Origin of the sequence: Thermocatellispora tengchongensis, assembly GCF_014202315.1 — a bacterium.
Classification (GTDB): Bacteria; Actinomycetota; Actinomycetes; order Streptosporangiales; family Streptosporangiaceae; genus Thermocatellispora; species Thermocatellispora tengchongensis.
Window position 1 is genome coordinate 345,132 of the sequence record NZ_JACHGN010000012.1, and the last position, 16,281, is coordinate 361,412.

Annotated in this window: 14 protein-coding genes; 3 read left to right on the forward strand and 11 right to left on the reverse strand. The window is 73.8% G+C overall.

What is annotated here, in order from left to right:
• Positions 1-188: 188 nt before the first annotated feature.
• The 4 genes from recN to HNP84_RS55255 all read right to left on the reverse strand — a co-directional run bounded on the left by recN (position 189) and on the right by HNP84_RS55255 (position 4,278).
• Positions 189-1,901 carry a DNA repair protein RecN gene (gene recN, locus HNP84_RS28015; protein ID WP_185052899.1) on the reverse strand — a complete coding sequence of 571 codons (1,713 nt, stop codon included), beginning with the start codon at positions 1,899-1,901 and terminating at the stop codon, positions 189-191.
• Positions 1,902-2,072: 171 nt separating this feature from the next.
• Positions 2,073-2,981: an NAD kinase gene (locus HNP84_RS28020; protein WP_312925835.1), complete on the reverse strand. Its 909-nt coding sequence runs from the start codon at positions 2,979-2,981 to the stop codon at positions 2,073-2,075.
• Positions 2,978-3,799, reverse strand: a complete 822-nt coding sequence (locus HNP84_RS28025) for a TlyA family RNA methyltransferase (RefSeq protein ID WP_185052900.1) — start codon at positions 3,797-3,799, stop codon at positions 2,978-2,980. The genes HNP84_RS28020 and HNP84_RS28025 overlap by 4 nt, the downstream gene beginning before the upstream one ends.
• Complete coding sequence (locus HNP84_RS55255; RefSeq protein ID WP_185052901.1) at positions 3,796-4,278, reverse strand: hypothetical protein; 483 nt, start codon at positions 4,276-4,278, stop codon at positions 3,796-3,798. The genes HNP84_RS28025 and HNP84_RS55255 overlap by 4 nt, the downstream gene beginning before the upstream one ends.
• Before the next feature lie 379 nt (positions 4,279-4,657).
• Here HNP84_RS55255 and HNP84_RS28035 point away from each other — a divergent pair, with 379 nt between their 5' ends.
• A complete protein-coding gene (locus HNP84_RS28035; RefSeq protein ID WP_185052902.1) occupies positions 4,658-5,008 on the forward strand; it encodes an SCP2 sterol-binding domain-containing protein in 351 nt (116 codons plus the stop codon).
• A gap of 344 nt (positions 5,009-5,352) precedes the next feature.
• On the opposite strand, the gene HNP84_RS28040 is transcribed toward HNP84_RS28035, so the two are convergent.
• Both HNP84_RS28040 and HNP84_RS28045 read right to left on the reverse strand, forming a co-directional pair.
• A complete protein-coding gene (locus HNP84_RS28040; RefSeq protein ID WP_312925839.1) occupies positions 5,353-6,366 on the reverse strand; it encodes an HAD-IIA family hydrolase in 1,014 nt (337 codons plus the stop codon).
• A gap of 169 nt (positions 6,367-6,535) precedes the next feature.
• On the reverse strand, positions 6,536-6,880 hold the full coding sequence (locus tag HNP84_RS28045; protein WP_312925841.1) for a tetratricopeptide repeat protein: 345 nt from the start codon (positions 6,878-6,880) through the stop codon (positions 6,536-6,538).
• 201 nt (positions 6,881-7,081) lie between these two features.
• Here HNP84_RS28045 and HNP84_RS28050 point away from each other — a divergent pair, with 201 nt between their 5' ends.
• Entirely contained in the window at positions 7,082-8,380 is a 1,299-nt protein-coding gene (locus HNP84_RS28050) for a DUF1015 family protein (RefSeq protein WP_185052904.1), read from the forward strand.
• An 804-nt stretch (positions 8,381-9,184) separates the two neighbouring features.
• Here the strand turns inward: HNP84_RS28050 and HNP84_RS56225 are convergent.
• From HNP84_RS56225 to HNP84_RS28065, 3 genes are all read right to left on the reverse strand, one after another.
• Positions 9,185-9,865, reverse strand: coding sequence for a TetR family transcriptional regulator (locus tag HNP84_RS56225; RefSeq protein ID WP_185052905.1), 681 nt, complete (start codon positions 9,863-9,865; stop codon positions 9,185-9,187).
• An 86-nt stretch (positions 9,866-9,951) separates the two neighbouring features.
• Positions 9,952-10,320 carry a 30S ribosomal protein S12 gene (rpsL, locus tag HNP84_RS28060; protein ID WP_185052906.1) on the reverse strand — a complete coding sequence of 123 codons (369 nt, stop codon included), beginning with the start codon at positions 10,318-10,320 and terminating at the stop codon, positions 9,952-9,954.
• A gap of 1,120 nt (positions 10,321-11,440) precedes the next feature.
• On the reverse strand, positions 11,441-11,893 hold the full coding sequence (locus HNP84_RS28065; RefSeq protein ID WP_185052907.1) for a single-stranded DNA-binding protein: 453 nt from the start codon (positions 11,891-11,893) through the stop codon (positions 11,441-11,443).
• Positions 11,894-12,012: 119 nt separating this feature from the next.
• Between HNP84_RS28065 and HNP84_RS28070 the strand changes: the two genes are divergently transcribed.
• Positions 12,013-12,942 (forward strand): MBL fold metallo-hydrolase, encoded by a 930-nt coding sequence (locus tag HNP84_RS28070; RefSeq protein WP_312925845.1) that lies wholly within the window; start codon positions 12,013-12,015, stop codon positions 12,940-12,942.
• Between the two features lie 142 nt (positions 12,943-13,084).
• Here HNP84_RS28070 and HNP84_RS28075 read toward each other — a convergent pair whose 3' ends face one another.
• On the reverse strand, positions 13,085-15,511 hold the full coding sequence (locus HNP84_RS28075) for a hypothetical protein (RefSeq protein WP_185052908.1): 2,427 nt from the start codon (positions 15,509-15,511) through the stop codon (positions 13,085-13,087).
• A gap of 211 nt (positions 15,512-15,722) precedes the next feature.
• Entirely contained in the window at positions 15,723-16,175 is a 453-nt protein-coding gene (locus tag HNP84_RS55270; RefSeq protein ID WP_185052909.1) for a PH domain-containing protein, read from the reverse strand.
• Positions 16,176-16,281 lie beyond the last annotated feature (106 nt).

Here is a 16,281-nt window from a genome sequence, read left to right on the forward strand (position 1 = left end):
CCAGAGCGCGCGACCGCGACGGTCCCGCACATCACGGCGTGTCGGTTACGTCACACGTCGTAATGGGCCGATCCGATCCGCACGCCGGCCCGGAACGACCCACTTCTCCATATCTACAAGACGATCCCCGGCAACGCGCCCATCTCTCCGAAATCAGATCAAGAGTGGGTGACAGCGGGAGGCCGGGGTCAGGCCTTGCCGGCCGCGGCGATGGACAGCAGTTCCTCGGCGTGGGCGCGGCCGAGCTCGGAGTCCTCCATGCCGGCGAGCATGCGCGACAGCTCGCGCACCCGGCTCTCGTGGTCCAGCGCGACCACGCCGCTGCGCACCACGCTGCCGTCGCTCGCCTTCTCCACCACGAGGTGCTGGTCGGCGAAGGCGGCGACCTGGGGCAGGTGGGTGACCACGATGACCTGGGCGGTGCGGGCGAGCATGGCCAGGCGGCGGCCGATCTCGACCGCGGCCTTGCCGCCCACGCCCGCGTCGACCTCGTCGAACACGAACGTCGGCACCGGGTCGGCGCCCGCGAACACGACCTCGATCGCGAGCATCACCCGGCTCAGCTCGCCGCCCGAGGCGCCCTTGTTCAGCGGCAGCGGCGGCGCGGCGGGATGGGCGGCCATACGCAGCTCGACCTCATCGACGCCGTGCGGGCCGAACTCCTCGCTCTGGGTGAGATGCACCACCACCCGGGCGTGCGGCATGGCCAGCGCGGCCAGCTCGGCGGTGACGGCCTCGCCGAACCGCTCGGCCGCCGCGGTGCGCACCGCGGTCACCTCGGCGGCCAGGGCGGTGAGCCGGGCCGTCAGCTCCTCGTGCTCGCGGGTCAGCTCCTCGATCCGGTCGTCGTCGCCGTCGAGCTCGGCCACCCGCTGCGCGGCGCGCTCGGCCCAGGCCAGCACGCCCGCGGCGTCGTCGCCGTACTTGCGGGTGAGCCCGGCCAGCAGGGACCGGCGCTCCTGCACCGCCGCCAGCCGCGCCGGGTCGGCCTCGACCGACTCGGCGTAGGCGGCCAGCTCGGTGGCGACGTCGGAGACCAGGTAGCCGGCCTCGGCGAGGCGGTCGGCCAGCCCACCCAGCGCGGGGTCGAAGTCGCGCACGGCCTCCACCGCCGCGCGGGCCTCGCCGATCAGCGAGATCGCGTCGCGCACCGACTCGGCGCTGCTCATCGGGTCGGCGACCAGCGCGCCGTGGGCCGTGGTGGCCGCGCCGCGCAGCGCGTCGGCGTGGGAGAGGCGTTCCTCCTCCTCCTTCAGCTCGGCGTCCTCACCGGCCCTGGGGTTGACCTTCTCGATCTCCTCCAGGCCGAACCTGAGCACGTCGGCCTCCTGCGCGCGCTCCCTGGCCCTGCTGGTCAGCTCGGCCAGCTCCTCGCTGACCTGCTTGTGCCGCTTGTACGCCTGCTCGTACGCCCGCAGCGGCTTGACCAGGTCCTCGCCCGCGTAGCGGTCGAGCGCCGCCCGCTGGCGTCCGGGCTGCAGCAGCCGCTGCTGATCCATCTGCCCGTGCACCGCCACGAGATCCTCGGCGAGGTAGGTGAGCGTGCCGACGGGCACCGACCGGCCGCCCAGCCAGGTTCGGCTGCGGCCCTCGGCCGAGACCGTGCGGGAGATGATGAGCCGGCCGTCCTCGATCTCGCCGCCGAGGTCCTCCACCTGCTGCGCCACGCGCCCGCCGGGCTCGATGTAGAGGGTGCCCTCGACGCCGGCCTTGTCGGAGCCGGGCCGCACGCGCGCGGGATCGGCCCGGCCGCCGAACAGCAGCCCCAGGCCGGTCACGACCATCGTCTTGCCCGCGCCGGTCTCGCCCGTGACCACGTTGAACCCCGGCGAAAGCTCCAGGACGGCCTCCTCGATGACGCCCAGCCCCTGGATGCGGACCTCCTCGACCCTGGGTCGCACTGGTCCCTCCCGTCCCTTCCAAGCCACCGAACACCTGTACGGTGCGCGCGGCACGATCCTACGCGCTCCGGCCCCGATCGGCCCGTGCTCTCGTATGCCCAGTGAACCCCGCCGACGGCCGTTTGTCCCGTCCCCGGCCCGCGCAACCTGCGCGAACCGGGCCTTCGTACGCTACGGGCGGACGCGCCCCCGCCAGCCCTGGACCGGCAGGTCGAACTTGGCGACCAGACGGTCGGTGAACGGGGCGCCGGTGTCCTCCGCGCCGTGCAGGCGGGCCAGGCGCACCGGGGTCGGGCTCCGGCGCACCTCCACCCGCGCCCCCGAGGGCAGGTCGTAGCGGCGGCGGCCGTCGCACCACAGCACCCCGCCCGGCGTGTCGGGCAGGATCTCCACCGCCAGCGTCGAGCGCGGCGAGACGACGAGCGGGCGGGCGAACAGCGCGTGGGCGCTGATCGGCACCAGCAGCAGCGCCTCGACCTCCGGCCACACCACCGGGCCCCCGGCCGAGAACGCGTACGCCGTGGAGCCGGTCGGGGTCGCGCAGATCACGCCGTCGCAGCCCCAGCGCGACAGCGGGCGGCCGTCGATCTCGGCGACGACCTCCAGCATGCGGTCGCACTTCTCCACGGTCACCTCGTTGAGCGCCCAGGTCTCGGCGATCACCTCGCCGTTGCGCCGGGCCGTCACCTCGACGGTGAGCCGCTCCTCGACGTCGTAGCGCCGGCGTACGACGCCGTCCACCGCGCTGGCCAGGTCGTCCACCTCGGCCTCGGCCAGGAAGCCGACGTGGCCGAGGTTGACCCCGAGCAGCGGCACGCCGCCCGGCCTGGCCAGCTCGGCCGCGCGCAGCAGGGTGCCGTCGCCGCCCAGCACGATGATCATCTCGGCGTCCTTGACGGCCTCCGGCCCGGAGGGGACGATCTGCACGCCCTCGCAGCCCATCTCCTCGGCCTCGGTGTCGAGCACCCGTACGTCCAGGCCGGCGTCGAGCAGCCGGCCCACGACGAACCTGGCGCTCTCCACGGCCGCGTCCCGCCCGGTGTGGGCGGTGATCAGCAGGGTCCTCCTCGTCTCGCTCACCTGGGCCCCTCCGCGACCGCCCGCAGGATCTCCGCCTCCGTGTCGGGCACGGGCGGCGGCCCCTCGCCCCTGCCCAGCCACAGCAGGTACTCCACGTTGCCCGAGGGGCCGGGCAGCGGGCTGGCGGTCACCCCGCGCACGTCCAGGCTCAGCTCGCGCGCCGCCGCGGCGACGTCGCGCACCGCCCCGGCGCGCAGCTCCGGGTCGCGTACGACGCCGCCGGCGCCCACCCGCTCCTTGCCCACCTCGAACTGCGGCTTGACCAGCAGCACGAAGTCGGCCCGCGGCGCCGCGCACCGCGCCAGCGCGGGCAGCACCAGGCGCAGCGAGATGAACGACAGATCGCCGACCACCAGCGTGGGCGGCGGCTCGCCCACCATCTCGGGGGTCAGATCGCGCACGTTGACCCGTTCCATCACGGTCACCCGCGCGTCGGTGCGCAGGGACCAGGCGAGCTGGCCGTACCCGACGTCCACGGCGAGCACGTGCTCGGCGCCGGAGCGCAGCAGCACGTCGGTGAACCCGCCGGTGGACGCGCCCGCGTCCAGGCACCGCCGCCCCGCGACGGCCAGGCCGCGCGGCGTGAACGCCTCCAGCGCGCCGAGCAGCTTGTGCGCGCCGCGCGAGACGTAGTCGGGGCCGGACTCCGACTCGGCGACGACGATGGCCGAGGCGGTGTCCACCTGCGTGGCCGCCTTGCTCGCCACCCGCCCGCCGACGCTGACCCGGCCGGCCTGGATGAGGTCGCCGGCCTGCTCCCTGGACCGCGCCAGGCCCCTGCGTACGAGCTCGCTGTCGAGCCGCGTGCGCCTGCTCACCCGCCGACGCCCCGAACGACACCGCCGCCCGCGCCCCCGGGACGCCCCGCGCCCCCGGCAGGCCCCGGGACCCCGGCAGGCCCCGGGACCCCGGCAGGCCCCGCGACGCCCGGACGCCCCACGACCCCGGGACCACCCGCGCCCGCGAGACCGCCCACGCTCGCACCACCACCCGCGCCCGCAAGCCCGCTCGCGCCGGCAGGACCGCCCACGCCGGCAGGACCGCCCACGCCGGCAGGACCGCCCACGCCGGCAAGGTCACCCGCGCGCCCCGGCCCGCCCTCGTGCCCGGCGTTCCCCTGGGGAGCGCCGCCGCCGGGGGCGTGGTCGTCCGCCGACGCGAGCACGCGCTCCAGGCCCGCGTGCACCTCCTCGAACACGGCGACATGCTCGCCGACGGGCGTCCCGGCGAGCCGGTCGAGCGCCCGTAGCGTCGCCTCGACCCGCTCGTCGCCCGTCTCACGCGGCAAGTCCGTCATTCGCGCCCTCCGCTGCCTTTCCTGGCCGTCATGTTGTCCGGCACACCCTTCGTGATGGGGTCCCTCAGCCGCCCTGTTCGCGGCACCAGTCTCGCCCGCCGTCCCGCCCGGCGCACCCCGGTTGGCCAGACCGGGGTCGGGGCGGGCCATTACGCGACCGGGGCGGGCCGGTGCGGGGGCGCCCACACGACGGCCGCGCCGGATGTGAGAATGGGGCGAACCCGGGCACGGGCCCGGACGTTGTACCTTCCGTGAGATCCGTCGCGACCCGCACGTACCCCGCCCCCCTATGCCTGATTCCACGCGCTCCGCATGTGGAACGCTACCGTCCATAGGTAGGAGGTTTTCGGCCGGTCCTGACACGAAGGGAATGCGATCTATGGCGACCGTCGAGGAGTGCAGAGCGGCGTTGCGCAAACTCGCGGAGCAGTTCGAGGAAGTCGACGAGGAGACCAAGGCCAAGCACGTCGTCGAGCGGACGATCAGCTGCCACATCTCCGACCTCGGCACGACCTTCTACGGCCGGATCCACCACGGCGGCCTCGACCCGTTCGTCGACGAGCACGCCGCCTCCTCGAACGGCGTGGCCGACGTGCGCCTGACCATCTCCAGCGACGACCTGGTGTCCCTGGTGGCCGGCGAACTGGACATGGCCCGCGCGCTGTTCTCCGGCCGGGTGAAGGTCGAGGCGAGCTTCGGCGACCTGCTGCGCCTCCGCAAGCTGCTCTGACACCGCCGGAACCGGCGCCCTAGGACCAGACGCCACCGGACCCGGCACGGCCGGACCAGACGCCCCCGGACCCGGCACGGCCGGACCAGACGCCCCCGGACCCGGCACGGCCGTATCGGACACCCCGGACCCGACGCCGCCGGATCTGACGCCCCGGATCCGGCACGGCCCGATCCGATGCCGCCGGAGCGGCCTGGGGCGGCGGGGCGGGAGCAACCCAGGGCGGCACCGGAGCAGCCCAGAGCAGGGCCGGAGCAACCCGAGGCGGTGCCGGAGCAGCCCAGGGCAGGGCCGGAGCAACCCGAGGCGGTGCCGGAGCAACCCAGGGCAGGGCTGGAGCGGCCTCACAGCCCCGCAGAGGCCAGTGCGGGCTTGACGGCGTCCTCGTCCGCGGCCCCGTCCCCCGCCGCCTCCCAGGCGGCCCTGGCGGCGGCGCGCAGGCCGTCCAGCGGGTCGCCGCCCGTCCCGGTGAGCGACAGCCGGTCCCCCTCCCAGCTCGCGGTCCACCCGCCGCAGGTCCACGCGCCGCCGGGCGTACGGCGTACGTCCGCGGGGGGCCGGTGCAGCGCCGACAGGTCGGCGCCCAGATGGGTCGGGCGGTGCGGAGGGGCGGCGGTGAGCACGTCGAGCGGCGTCGCCACCCCGGTGAAAACCAGCAGGCTGTCCACGCCCGCGTTGGTCGCGCCCTCCACGTCGGTGTCGAGGCGGTCGCCCACGACCAGGGGGTTGCGCGCTCCGGTGCGGAGCATCGACTCGCGGTGCAGCGGGGGCCGCGGCTTTCCGGCCACGATCGGCTCCACCCCGGTGGCGGTCGCGATCACGCGCGACATCGCCCCGTTGCCCGGCACCTCGCCGCGGCCGGTGGGCATGGTGGCGTCGGCGTTCGCGGCCACGAACAGCGCGCCCCGGCGTACGGCTATCGCGCCCTCGGCCAGCAGGCCGTACGACAGGCCGGGCGAGAACCCCTGCACCACCGCGACGGGCCCCTCGTCGGCGGCCGAGACCGGCCGCAGGCCGCGGGCGCGCACGGCCTGGCGCAGGCCCATGCCGCCCACCACGAGCACCGGCGCCCCCGGCTCCACCCGCTCCGCGATCAGCCGCGCCGCCGCCTGCGCCGAGGTCACCACGTCCTCCGCCCCCGCGGGCACGCCCAGGTCGGTGAGATGCTCCGCGATGGCGGCAGGGGTGCGCGACGCGTTGTTGGTCACGTACGCCAGGCGCGTCCCGCCGTCGCGGGCCCGCGTCAGCGCCTCCGCCGCCCCCGGCACCGCGTGCCGCCCCAGGTAGACGACCCCGTCCAGGTCCAGCAGCAACGTGTCGTACGCGGCGACCAGCCCCGCACCGCCCAACTCGGCCACGCATCCTCCCGTCCACCGCACGCCGGTTCCCGCCCGCCACCCTATGGCCCTCGCGTGCGTGCGGGGCGTCCGGGCCGTGGGGACGGGACGGCCCTGCCGGACGGAAACGGAAGACCCATGGCCCGCGGACCCATCACCGGCGAGGCCTGACTGCAGAAGAGAGGGATCGCTACATCTCGCGGCGGGCGCGCAGCGTCGCCCGGACGCTCTTCAGCGCGGACACGTAGTCGCGATGGTCGGGCCGCATGGCCACGGCTATGGCCAGGGGCTCCTGGGCGGCCTCCATGTCGCCGGTGCGCCACAGGGCCAGCCCGAGACCGAAATAGGCGTAGTCCTCGGCCGGATTGGCGTCGAGGATCAGGCGGAAACTGTCGGCGGCCTCCGCGTACTGGCGGGAGTTGAACTGGGCGCGGGCGAGCGCCTCGCGTACGCTGCGCGACTCCGGTGCCGCCTCCGCGGCCCGCTCCAGCAGCGCGCACGCCGCCGCCGGACTGCCCTCACGCAACAGCTTCACACCCCGCTGAAACCAGTCGTACACATCCCCCGCAGGGGTTCCCTCGCCGTAGGTGGGGGAATCATCTGGGCCGCTACGGCCTTGGATCATGTGTGAGGCCTCCTTGAACGACGTGGCCGAGCACAACGGATCGAACCCTGACGGATTGGGGATGCCGCGCCTTTGCGCCACCTCCTGGACGATTCAGGCCTGTATGGGAGCATGCCCGATATGGCGAATCCTGAACTGCCGGTGCCCGATGGGCTGAAGCTGCGCCCGTTTCACGGCGTGCGCTACACGGTCGGCGACGTGGCCCGGGTCACCTCCCCGCCATACGACCTGATCGGCGAGGACGACGCCCGCGCCCTCCTGTCCTCCCATCCCAACAACGTCGTGCGGCTCATCCTTCCCGGCGCCGACCGGCACAGATACGCCGAGGCGCGCGACACGCTCAGCGCCTGGCTGGCCGAGGGCGTGCTCGCCGCCGACCCCGAGCCCGCGATCTACGTGTACGAGCAGAGCGCGGGCGACCGCGTGCTGCAGCGCGGCCTGATCGGCGACGTGGCGCTGACGCCGCCGGAGCGGCGGATCATCCTGCCGCACGAGGACGTGATGCCGGGCCCGGTCGCCGACCGGCTGGCGCTGATGCGCACCACCCAGGCCAACCTGGAGCCGATCTTCCTGCTGTACGAGGGCGGCGAGAGCACCGCGCGCCTGCTCACCGAGGTGGCCACCACTCGCGCGCCGGTCACCGACGTGGTGGTGGAGGACGGCAACGGCGGCCCGGGGCCCGCGCGCCGGCACCGCCTGTGGGCGATCACGGACGCTTCGGAGATCGCGCTGCTGAACGACGATCTGCGCGACCGCCAGGCGCTCATCGCCGACGGCCACCACCGCTACGCCACCTACCTGGAGCTCCAGCGCGAGCACCACGCGGCGGGCGACGGCCCGGGCCCCTGGGACTACGGGCTCGCGCTGCTGGTCGACTCCACCGCCTATCCCCCGGACCTCAAGCCGATCCACCGGGTGATCCCCGGGCTGCCGCTCGCCCAGGCGGTGGCCCGTGCCAAAGGGGCGTGGCAGGTCCACGAGTACGCGGTGCGAGCCGAGGGCCTGGCCGCACTCGCCACCGCCCCCGAGCCCGCCTACCTCCTGGCCGGCGCAGGCGGCCCGGCCCACCTGCTCACCGACCCCGACCCCCTGCAGCTCAGACACGCGATGCCGGCCGACAGATCGGCACAGTGGCAGGCGCTGAACACCTCGATCCTGGCCGAGTTCCTGCTCCCCAAGGTATGGGGACTGCACGACGACGAACGCACGGTCCGAATCGTCCACCACGACCCCGACGCCGCGATCCGCCAGGCCGCGAGCACAGGCGGCACCGCCGTCATCCTCAACCCCTTGTCGGTGGACGACGTTCTGGGTGTGGCCGCCGAGGGCGAACGCGTCCCCCGCAAGTCCACCTCCTTCGGCCCCAAACCCCGCACGGGCCTCATCATGCGCACCTTCGCCAACGACTAACCCACTCCGGATCGCCGGAAACCCCGGAACCCCGAAGGGTCGCATCCCGCCCCCGCCCCGCCGTCAGAAGGTAGGGGCGGGAGCCGGTTGCGGAGCCCGGGCCGGGGGCCGAGACCAGGGCCCAAGGCTGGGGCCAGGACCGAGACAGGGGCAGGACCGAGACCAGGGCCAGGGCGGGTTCCGGAGCAAGGCGCCACCGCCGACAGGAAGCCGCACGGCCAGCGCCCCACAAGTGAACCGTCGCGTCCCAACCGCCGTCAGGAGGTGGGGCCAGAACCGGGTCCAGGATCAGGTCCGGGTCCGGGGCGGGGGCCAGGTCCGGGGCCAAACGGCACCAGCGACAGGAAGCCGTGGCGGCCGAGGGCCAATGCGTCCCCCGCAAGTCCACTTCCTTCGGCCCCAAACCCCGCACCCGGCCTCATCATGCGCCTTCGCCATGACTAACCCACACCCCGGACCGCCAGGAACCTCGGCAGCCCGCAAGCGAAGCGTCGCGTCCCGCCCCGCAGTAAGGAGGTGGGGCGGGACACCGGTTCCGGAGCCAGGAGCAGGGCCAGAGCCAGGGCGGGGCCAGAGTCAGGGGCGGGCACAGGCCCAGGGACGGGCACGGGCCCAGGCGCGAGCACGGGCCCAGGCGCGAGCACGGGCCCAGGCGCGAGCACGGGCCCAGGGGCGAAATCAGGACTAGAGAGGGCCATGGCCGAGACCAGGGGCCAGGACCGAGACCGTAGCGAGGCACCACCGCCGGCAGGAAGGCGCACGGCCAGCGGCCCGCAAGTGAAGCGTCGCGTCCCGCGCCCGCCGTTAGGAGGTGGGGCCGGAGCCGGAACCGGAGTCGCCACCAGTTCCGGAGCCGGAACCGGGGCCAGGGCCGGGTGGGTGGGCGGCGATCGAGGTGACGAGGGTGTCCACGTAGGAGGCCGACAGAGCCACCAGGTCCACTTCCTCCGGGTCCAGCAGCCACAGCAACTGCGCACCCTCCATGAAGGCCACGATCTCCCGGGCCTTCATGTCGGGGTCGAGGCCGGCGTCCAGCTCGCCCGCGCGTACGCCCTCGCGTAGCAACTCGGCCAGATGGAAGCGGAGCAGTCGGCTGCGCCGTCTGAAGGTGTGGTGCAGAGGCGCGTCGGAGGCGAGGTTCTCCACCTCCAGCACGGTGTAGAGGGAGGCCGTGGCCGGGTCGGCCACCGTGTGCTCCGCGTCACGGACGATGGCGCGCAGCGAGGCCAGCGTGTCGCGGCTCTGGTAGCCCGTGAGCCGCCGCAGCGCCCGCTCGTCCAGCTCCGCCAGCACGGCCTCCAGCAGCTTCTCCTTGCTCCCGAAGTGGTGCACGACGGCGGGAGCGGTCACACCCGCCTGCTCGGCCACCGCGGCGATGCCGGTGTTGCGGTAGCCGCGGCGGGAGAACAGGTCGATCGCGGCCTCGATGATCGCCCGCCTCCGCTCGACACCGCGCCGCTGCACCTGCCCCTTGACACCCGCCACGCAGCGAAGCTTAATGGCGGGCCCTCACCACTCCGCGCGCCGGTGCGGCCCGCACCGCAATAAAGCTGAATACTCATACAGGATTTTCAGCCCTTCTTCGTTCCGTACCGGCTGCGAGCCTGCTTGCGGTTCTTGACCCCCTGGGCGTCGAGCGCGCCACGCACGATCTTGTATCGCACACCCGGCAGGTCCTTCACCCTGCCGCCGCGCACCAGCACGATCGAGTGCTCCTGGAGATTGTGCCCCACCCCCGGAATGTACGCCGTGACCTCGGTCCCCTCACGGAACCTGACCCGCGCCACCTTGCGCAGCGCGGAGTTGGGCTTCTTGGGGGTGGTGGTGTAGACGCGCACACACACCCCGCGCCGCATCGGCGCCCCCTTGAGCGCGGGCGCCTTGGTGGTGCGGACCTTCTTCTGCCGGCCCTTGCGGATGAGCTGTTGAATGGTTGGCAACTGCACTCCCTTTTTCCTGAACGGATGCTCAGGTTAACGACCACCCCACCCACCGCGCCACGGATTTTCCCGTCACGGGCACGGCCCCGTTCGCCGCGCGTTCACATCGTCCCGGCCAAGGTGGGGCGAGCGGTGTGGGTGTAGTGGTGGCAGTGGTAGTGGGCAGCGGCGGCACCCTGGGACGCGGTGATGCGCCCTGGCTCGGCTCGGGCATGCTCGCCGCGCCACGGCCCCGGCTCCGGCATGCTGCCCGCGCCACGGCCCCGGCTCGGGCATGCTGCAGGCATCCTGCCGCGCTACAGCCACGGGCCAGGCATGCTGCGGTCCCACCGCCCCAGCCCAGGTGTGGTGGGTACGCAACGGCCCCGGCCGGGGCGTGCTGGCGGCCACGGCGCGCCCCGGCCCCGAGTCCCGGCCCGGGCGCGCTGCCGCGCCACGGCCATGGCCGCGGCGTGGTGGTGCGCCCCAGCCCCAGCCCCAGCCCCAGCGCCAGCCCCAGACATGCTGCCGCGGCACAACCCGACCCCGGACATCCTGCCGCGCCACGGCCACGGCCACGGCCACGGCCACGGCATGGTAGTGCGCCACAGCCCCAGCCCGCGCATGCCGCCGCGCCAAGGCCACGGCCCCGGCATGCCGCCGCCCCACAACCCGACCCGGACATCCTGCCGCGCCACAGCCACGGCCTGGGCGTGCCACCGCACCACAACCCCGCCGCGCCACACCCCCGGCCCCGGCATGCCACCGCACCACAACCCCGGCCTCGGCATGGTGGCGCGCCGCGGCCCACGTACCCCATGCCCGGACATGCTGACCCCGCAGCGGCAGGCCCTGGAGCGGGACGATGGTGGCGCCGGACGAGCAGCCCGAGTGCGACCATCGGCCACGACGTCGGCGGCCGTGCGGTTATGCAGGCGCGCTTGCGGGCCGGCGCGATCCGGTCGGGGAGCGGAAGGGTGGGAGACGGATGCACCGGGCCGTGTGGGGCCAGCACGGCGCGGTCGGGCGGGCCACCGTCCACCCGTACGCCGCGGCAGCGCCGCGAAGTCGTTGGTGTCCTCTACCAGGGCGGCGCCGAGCGCCTTGACGGCCGCGTCCAACCAGCACCGTCGTTGAGCGGTTACGCCGGGCCCCGTGGGGGCGGCACGGGCTCCTCTGGAGCAGGGGTGGGAGGGGTGTGGGGAAGCCGCTCCCTGTGTCGTGGGCGGTCGATGCTCGTGGGCTCAGTGGGCCGCCACTTGGTGGGGCGTGGGGGCGGGCCTCGCTCGATGAGGTGTGCGGTGGTGGCTTCGACGGCGTACGTGCTGGTCTTGCCGCCGGCCGCGGTGAAGAATCTGCGGCGCAGCGATCCCGCCACCTCCACCACGTCGCCTGGGCGCCACTGGCACACCGAGGCCGCCAGTTCGTCCTCGAACGTGATGCACTCGATGGTGTCGACGGGGGCGGTCTCGCCGGGCCGGCGTGGGCGGCGTACCACGACCAGCCAGGTCGTCAGGGTGTTGCCGCTGGCCAGCGGCTTCTGGACCGGCGGCCTGGACACGCGGCCGGTCAAGGTGATCTCGTTGCGGTCCATCTCGGGCTCCTTCCACGGCCGGTTCCTGCCTTGGGGAGGCCCAGTCTTTACGATGTGAGCTGTGCCGGGATGGCCCGAACGCCGTTCTGGGGATGACCGCGACAGCGGAGAGGTGACCTGTGGACAACATCACCGCCCTCGGCGGCGACGTGTACGAGATCGACACTCGCATGGCGGGCTACTCCGGCATCACCGCCGGATACCTGATCCTCGGCGATCGACCGTGCCTTGTGGAGACCGGTACGTCCACCTCCGCCCCGGTCGTGCGCGACGCGCTCGCCTCGCTCGGGGTCGGCCCCGACGACCTCGCGACGGTGGTGGTCACCCACATCCATCTCGACCACGCGGGCGGCGTGGGGGACATCGCGCGATACTTCCCCTCGGCCGAGGTCGTCGTCCACGAGAAGGGCGCCCGCCACCTCGCCGACCCCTCCCGGCTCATGGCCAGCGCCAAAATGGTCTGGGGCGACCAGCTCGACACCCTGTTCGGCGCCCTCTCCCCCACCGAGGCCGCCCGCATCCGCGCCCTGGGCGACACCGGGGTCGTCGATCTCGGCAACGGGCGTACCCTGAGCAGCCACTACTCCCCAGGTCACGCCAAGCACCACGTGGGCCTGATCGACTCGGCCACCGGCGACCTGTACGTCGGCGACGCCGCCGGAGTGTACCTCCCGCAGACCGGCGACCTCCGTCCCGCCACCCCGCCCCCGGACTTCGACCTGCAGACGGCCCTCGACTCGATCGCCCTGTTCGAGGCGCTGGGTCCGCAACGGCTGCTGTTCAGCCACTACGGCCCGGTCACCGACGTACGCGCCACGCTGGAGCGATCCGCCGAGGAGCTGCGCGTCTGGGTGGACCTCACCAAGCAGGCGCACTCCCAGGGCATGGACCTCGACCACGCGGTCGCCATGGTCAGGGAACGCACGCGCGAGCGCTACGCCGCCCTGAGCAGCGACGCCCCCGACGCCGCGGAGCGGTTCGAGCTGCTCAGCGGCGCGCCGTCCAATGTCGCGGGGATCATGCACTGGCTGGACCGGGCCAAGCCCTGATCCCGGCGGGCGTTCGGCAGCGAGCCGGGCTCGCGTCCGCGCCGCCAGGCCCACCCCCGGCAGGACGTGCCGCAACCGATCCGCCCCCGTCACCGGACATTCCGGCAGCGGGGGCGGGTCGTCTTCACCCGGGCGGCAGCGGTCAGTCCTCGCGGCGCTGCTCGGCGGCCCCGGGGGTCGCGTCGTCGGTGACGGCCTTGTCGTCGGAGGTGGCGTCGGAGTCGGACTTCTCCGGCTCGTCGCCGTCGCCGGGCTTGTCCTTCACCTCAATTTCGGCCTCGTCGTCGAGGTCATCGACGTCGGCCACGTCATCCACGTCATCCACGTCATCTACGTCGTCGAGGTTGTCCGGCTCATCGGAGTCATCCGGCTCATTCGACTCGGTCAGGCGGTAGTCCGGCTCGATGAACGCGGGCACGATGCCGACCACCTGGCCGACCACCGCGGATGGGCGGTCCGCCGCCTGTTCCGCGCCGTCGTCGGCGGACTCGGTGTCCTCCGGGGTCGAGTCGCGGACGGGGCGGGCCGTCGTGGCGGTCTCGTACGCCTCCAGCTCGTCCTCGTCGTCCTCGTCGTACTCATCCTCGTCGTCCTCGTCGCCGAACTCGACCTCTTCGAGGTCGTCCTCACCCTCGATCTGGGCGTCGAGCTCCGCGAGGTCGTCGATGTCGTCGTCCGATTCGGGCAGCTCGACGACGACGTCCGACTCGGTGCGCGCGGCGGCGGCCTCCGGCTCCTCGCCGAAGTCCTCCTCGAAGTCCTCCTCCAGGTCCTCGATCGTCTCGCCGGTCAGTTCCGCGTACCTCTCGGCGGCGTCGGTCTCGCCCTCCTCGTCGAAGGCCATGGCGCGCTCGAACCATTCCACCGCCGCCTTCTGCTGCCCGGCGTCGGCCAGCGCGTCGGCGTACGCGAACGCAAGGCGCGCCGACCAGGGCCGGGGCCTCGGGTCGCGCAGTTCCGGCAGGCGCTGCAGGGTGATCACGGCGGCCTCGTGCTGGCCCAGGTCACGGCGGGCGCCCGACTCGACCATGGCCAGCTCGATGGCGCCGGCGCGGTCCAGCCGCTCGGCCTCACGGGAGCGTACGAGGTCCAGCGCCCGCTCGGGACGCCCGAGGCCGCGCTCGCAGTCGGCCATGATCGGCAGATAGGCGTCCGATCCGGTCATCCGGCGCGCCGCGCGCAGGTCGCCCAGTGCCTCGGCGTACTGGCCGGCGCGGTACGCCGTCACGCCCGCCGCCTCGCGCACGACGCCGATGCGGGCGGCGAAGCGCCGCGCCACCTTCGCGTGCTCGTACGCCTGCTCGGGGTCGTCCTCGGCCAGCGCCCGCTCCGCCGCCACCAGGTGGCGGGCGATCAGGTCGGCGAGGTCGTTGGGCAGGGAGCGCAGCTCGTCGCGCACGTCCCGGTCCAGTTCCTCGGCGGTGATGTCCGGCGCGAGCGGAGGAAGCTGTTCGCGCGTACGCCGTTCGCCCTCGCGCTGCTCGTCGCGCGGCCCGCCGACGTACCTGCTGCGGGAGGGCGCGGGCGCGCGGTCGCCGCCCTGCTCCCGCCCGTACGGCCGGCGCTCCCGCCCCCCGTGGCCCGGACGGCCCCGGTCGTCACGGCCGCCGTACGGCCGGCCGCTGTCGCGCTCGCCGCCCCGCTGGCCGCGCTCACCACGCTCCACACGGTCGTCGCGCCGGAAACCCCGGTCGTCGCGGCGGAATCCGCGCGGGCCGCGCTCGTCGCGGTCGCGGTAGGCACGGGGGCCGCGCTCCTCCCGGGGTCCCTGGTAGTCGCGGCGGAAACCGCCCCGGTCGTCACGGTCGCGGTAGGTCCTGCCGCCCCGGTCGTCACGGTCGCGGTACGTCCTGCCGCCGCGATCGTCCCGGTCGCGGTACGTCCTGCCACCCCGGTCGTCGCGCGGCCGCCAGTCCTCGCGGCCCCCGCGCTCCTCCCTGCGGTACGAGCCCGGCCCGCGGTCGCCGCGGTCTGCGGGGCCGCCGCGCCGGAACCCGCGGTCGTCGCCGCGGAACGGACGGTCTTCGCGCCGGTAGGTGCGCTCCTCCCGGTAGCCGCGATCGTCACGGTAGGGGCGGTCGCCCCGGTACGGACGGTCGCCGCGGTCCTGCCGCTCGCCGCGCCGGTCGCGGTAGCCGCGGTCGTCGCGCGGGCCGCCGGAGTCACGCTGGTCACGCCGGAAGCCGCGGTCACCGCGGTCGTTCCAGCCGCCGCCCTCGCCCCGGTCACGGTAGCCGCCCCCGGCGCCACGCCTGTCGTCACGGTCGCGGTACTGTCCAGGCCCTCGGCGGTCGTTGCCGCCCGATCGCCACTCGCCGCCCTCGCGATCCGGTCGCCGGGCGCCCCGGTCCTCGTAGCGCCGTCCCCTGTCGTCCCCGCCGCGGTCGCCGCGTTCACGATCCCCGTACGCGCGTCCCGTACGGCGCTCGCCATAGCGGGGGCCGTCCCCCGGCCGGCCACGGCCACCCTCGTAGCCACCGCGCCCTGCCCGCTCGCCACCTGCGCCCGGCGCGCGGTTTCCGCCCTCATCACGCCGGCCCGCAGCCTCACGTCCGTTATCTCTGTTCACTTCTATCCATTTCGTTGGCTCACGCAGCGACTCGGCTGTGCCGTGCCGTCCCGCTTCAGGGACGGAGTTCGCTGTTCGGGCGGACTCGCCGGCCGCGGGTTGCGCCCCGTTTTCATCTTCTATCCGCCACCCCGCCCGGGTGGCCTGACGCGACGAAGGCCACCCGCGGTGGGGTGGCCCGGCACCTCTAGCCTAGCAAGCACGCGAAACGCTACGAACCACTATCGTCCGGATGCGTCTTCGCCGCCCTGAGCCGACGCAGTTCGGCCGCGGCCTCGGTGCACGATTCACCGAGGGACGCCGAGCTCAGCACGTAGATCCGGTCGCCGGTGTCTATCTCCATGTGCTCCCAGCGGCGGCCATACCTGTGCTGCACGTCCACGGAGATGTGCTCCACCTTGTCCCAGTCGATCCACTCCATCCGGGAGAAACCGCGCACGACGCTGATCCCACGCCCGTCGGCGGCCAGCCGCACCGGCGCGACCAGATCGCGCGCGACCAGCACCCCGAGGCCGACCACCAGGACCGAGCACAGCATGACGGCCCTCAGATCGTCGATGTTCAGCACGAACAGCACCAGGGCCACGGCCAGCCCGACCGCCTTCAGAGCCAGGACATCCCGGCGCACCCGCCATTGCCTGACATCGCCCACGCTCGCGTTCACACCATCACGCTAGCGCGTATCCCGGCCCGGAAACACGAAAAGGGCCGCCCCTCACGGGGCGACCCTTTTTCATAAATTGTCCGGCGGTGACCTACTCTCCCACACC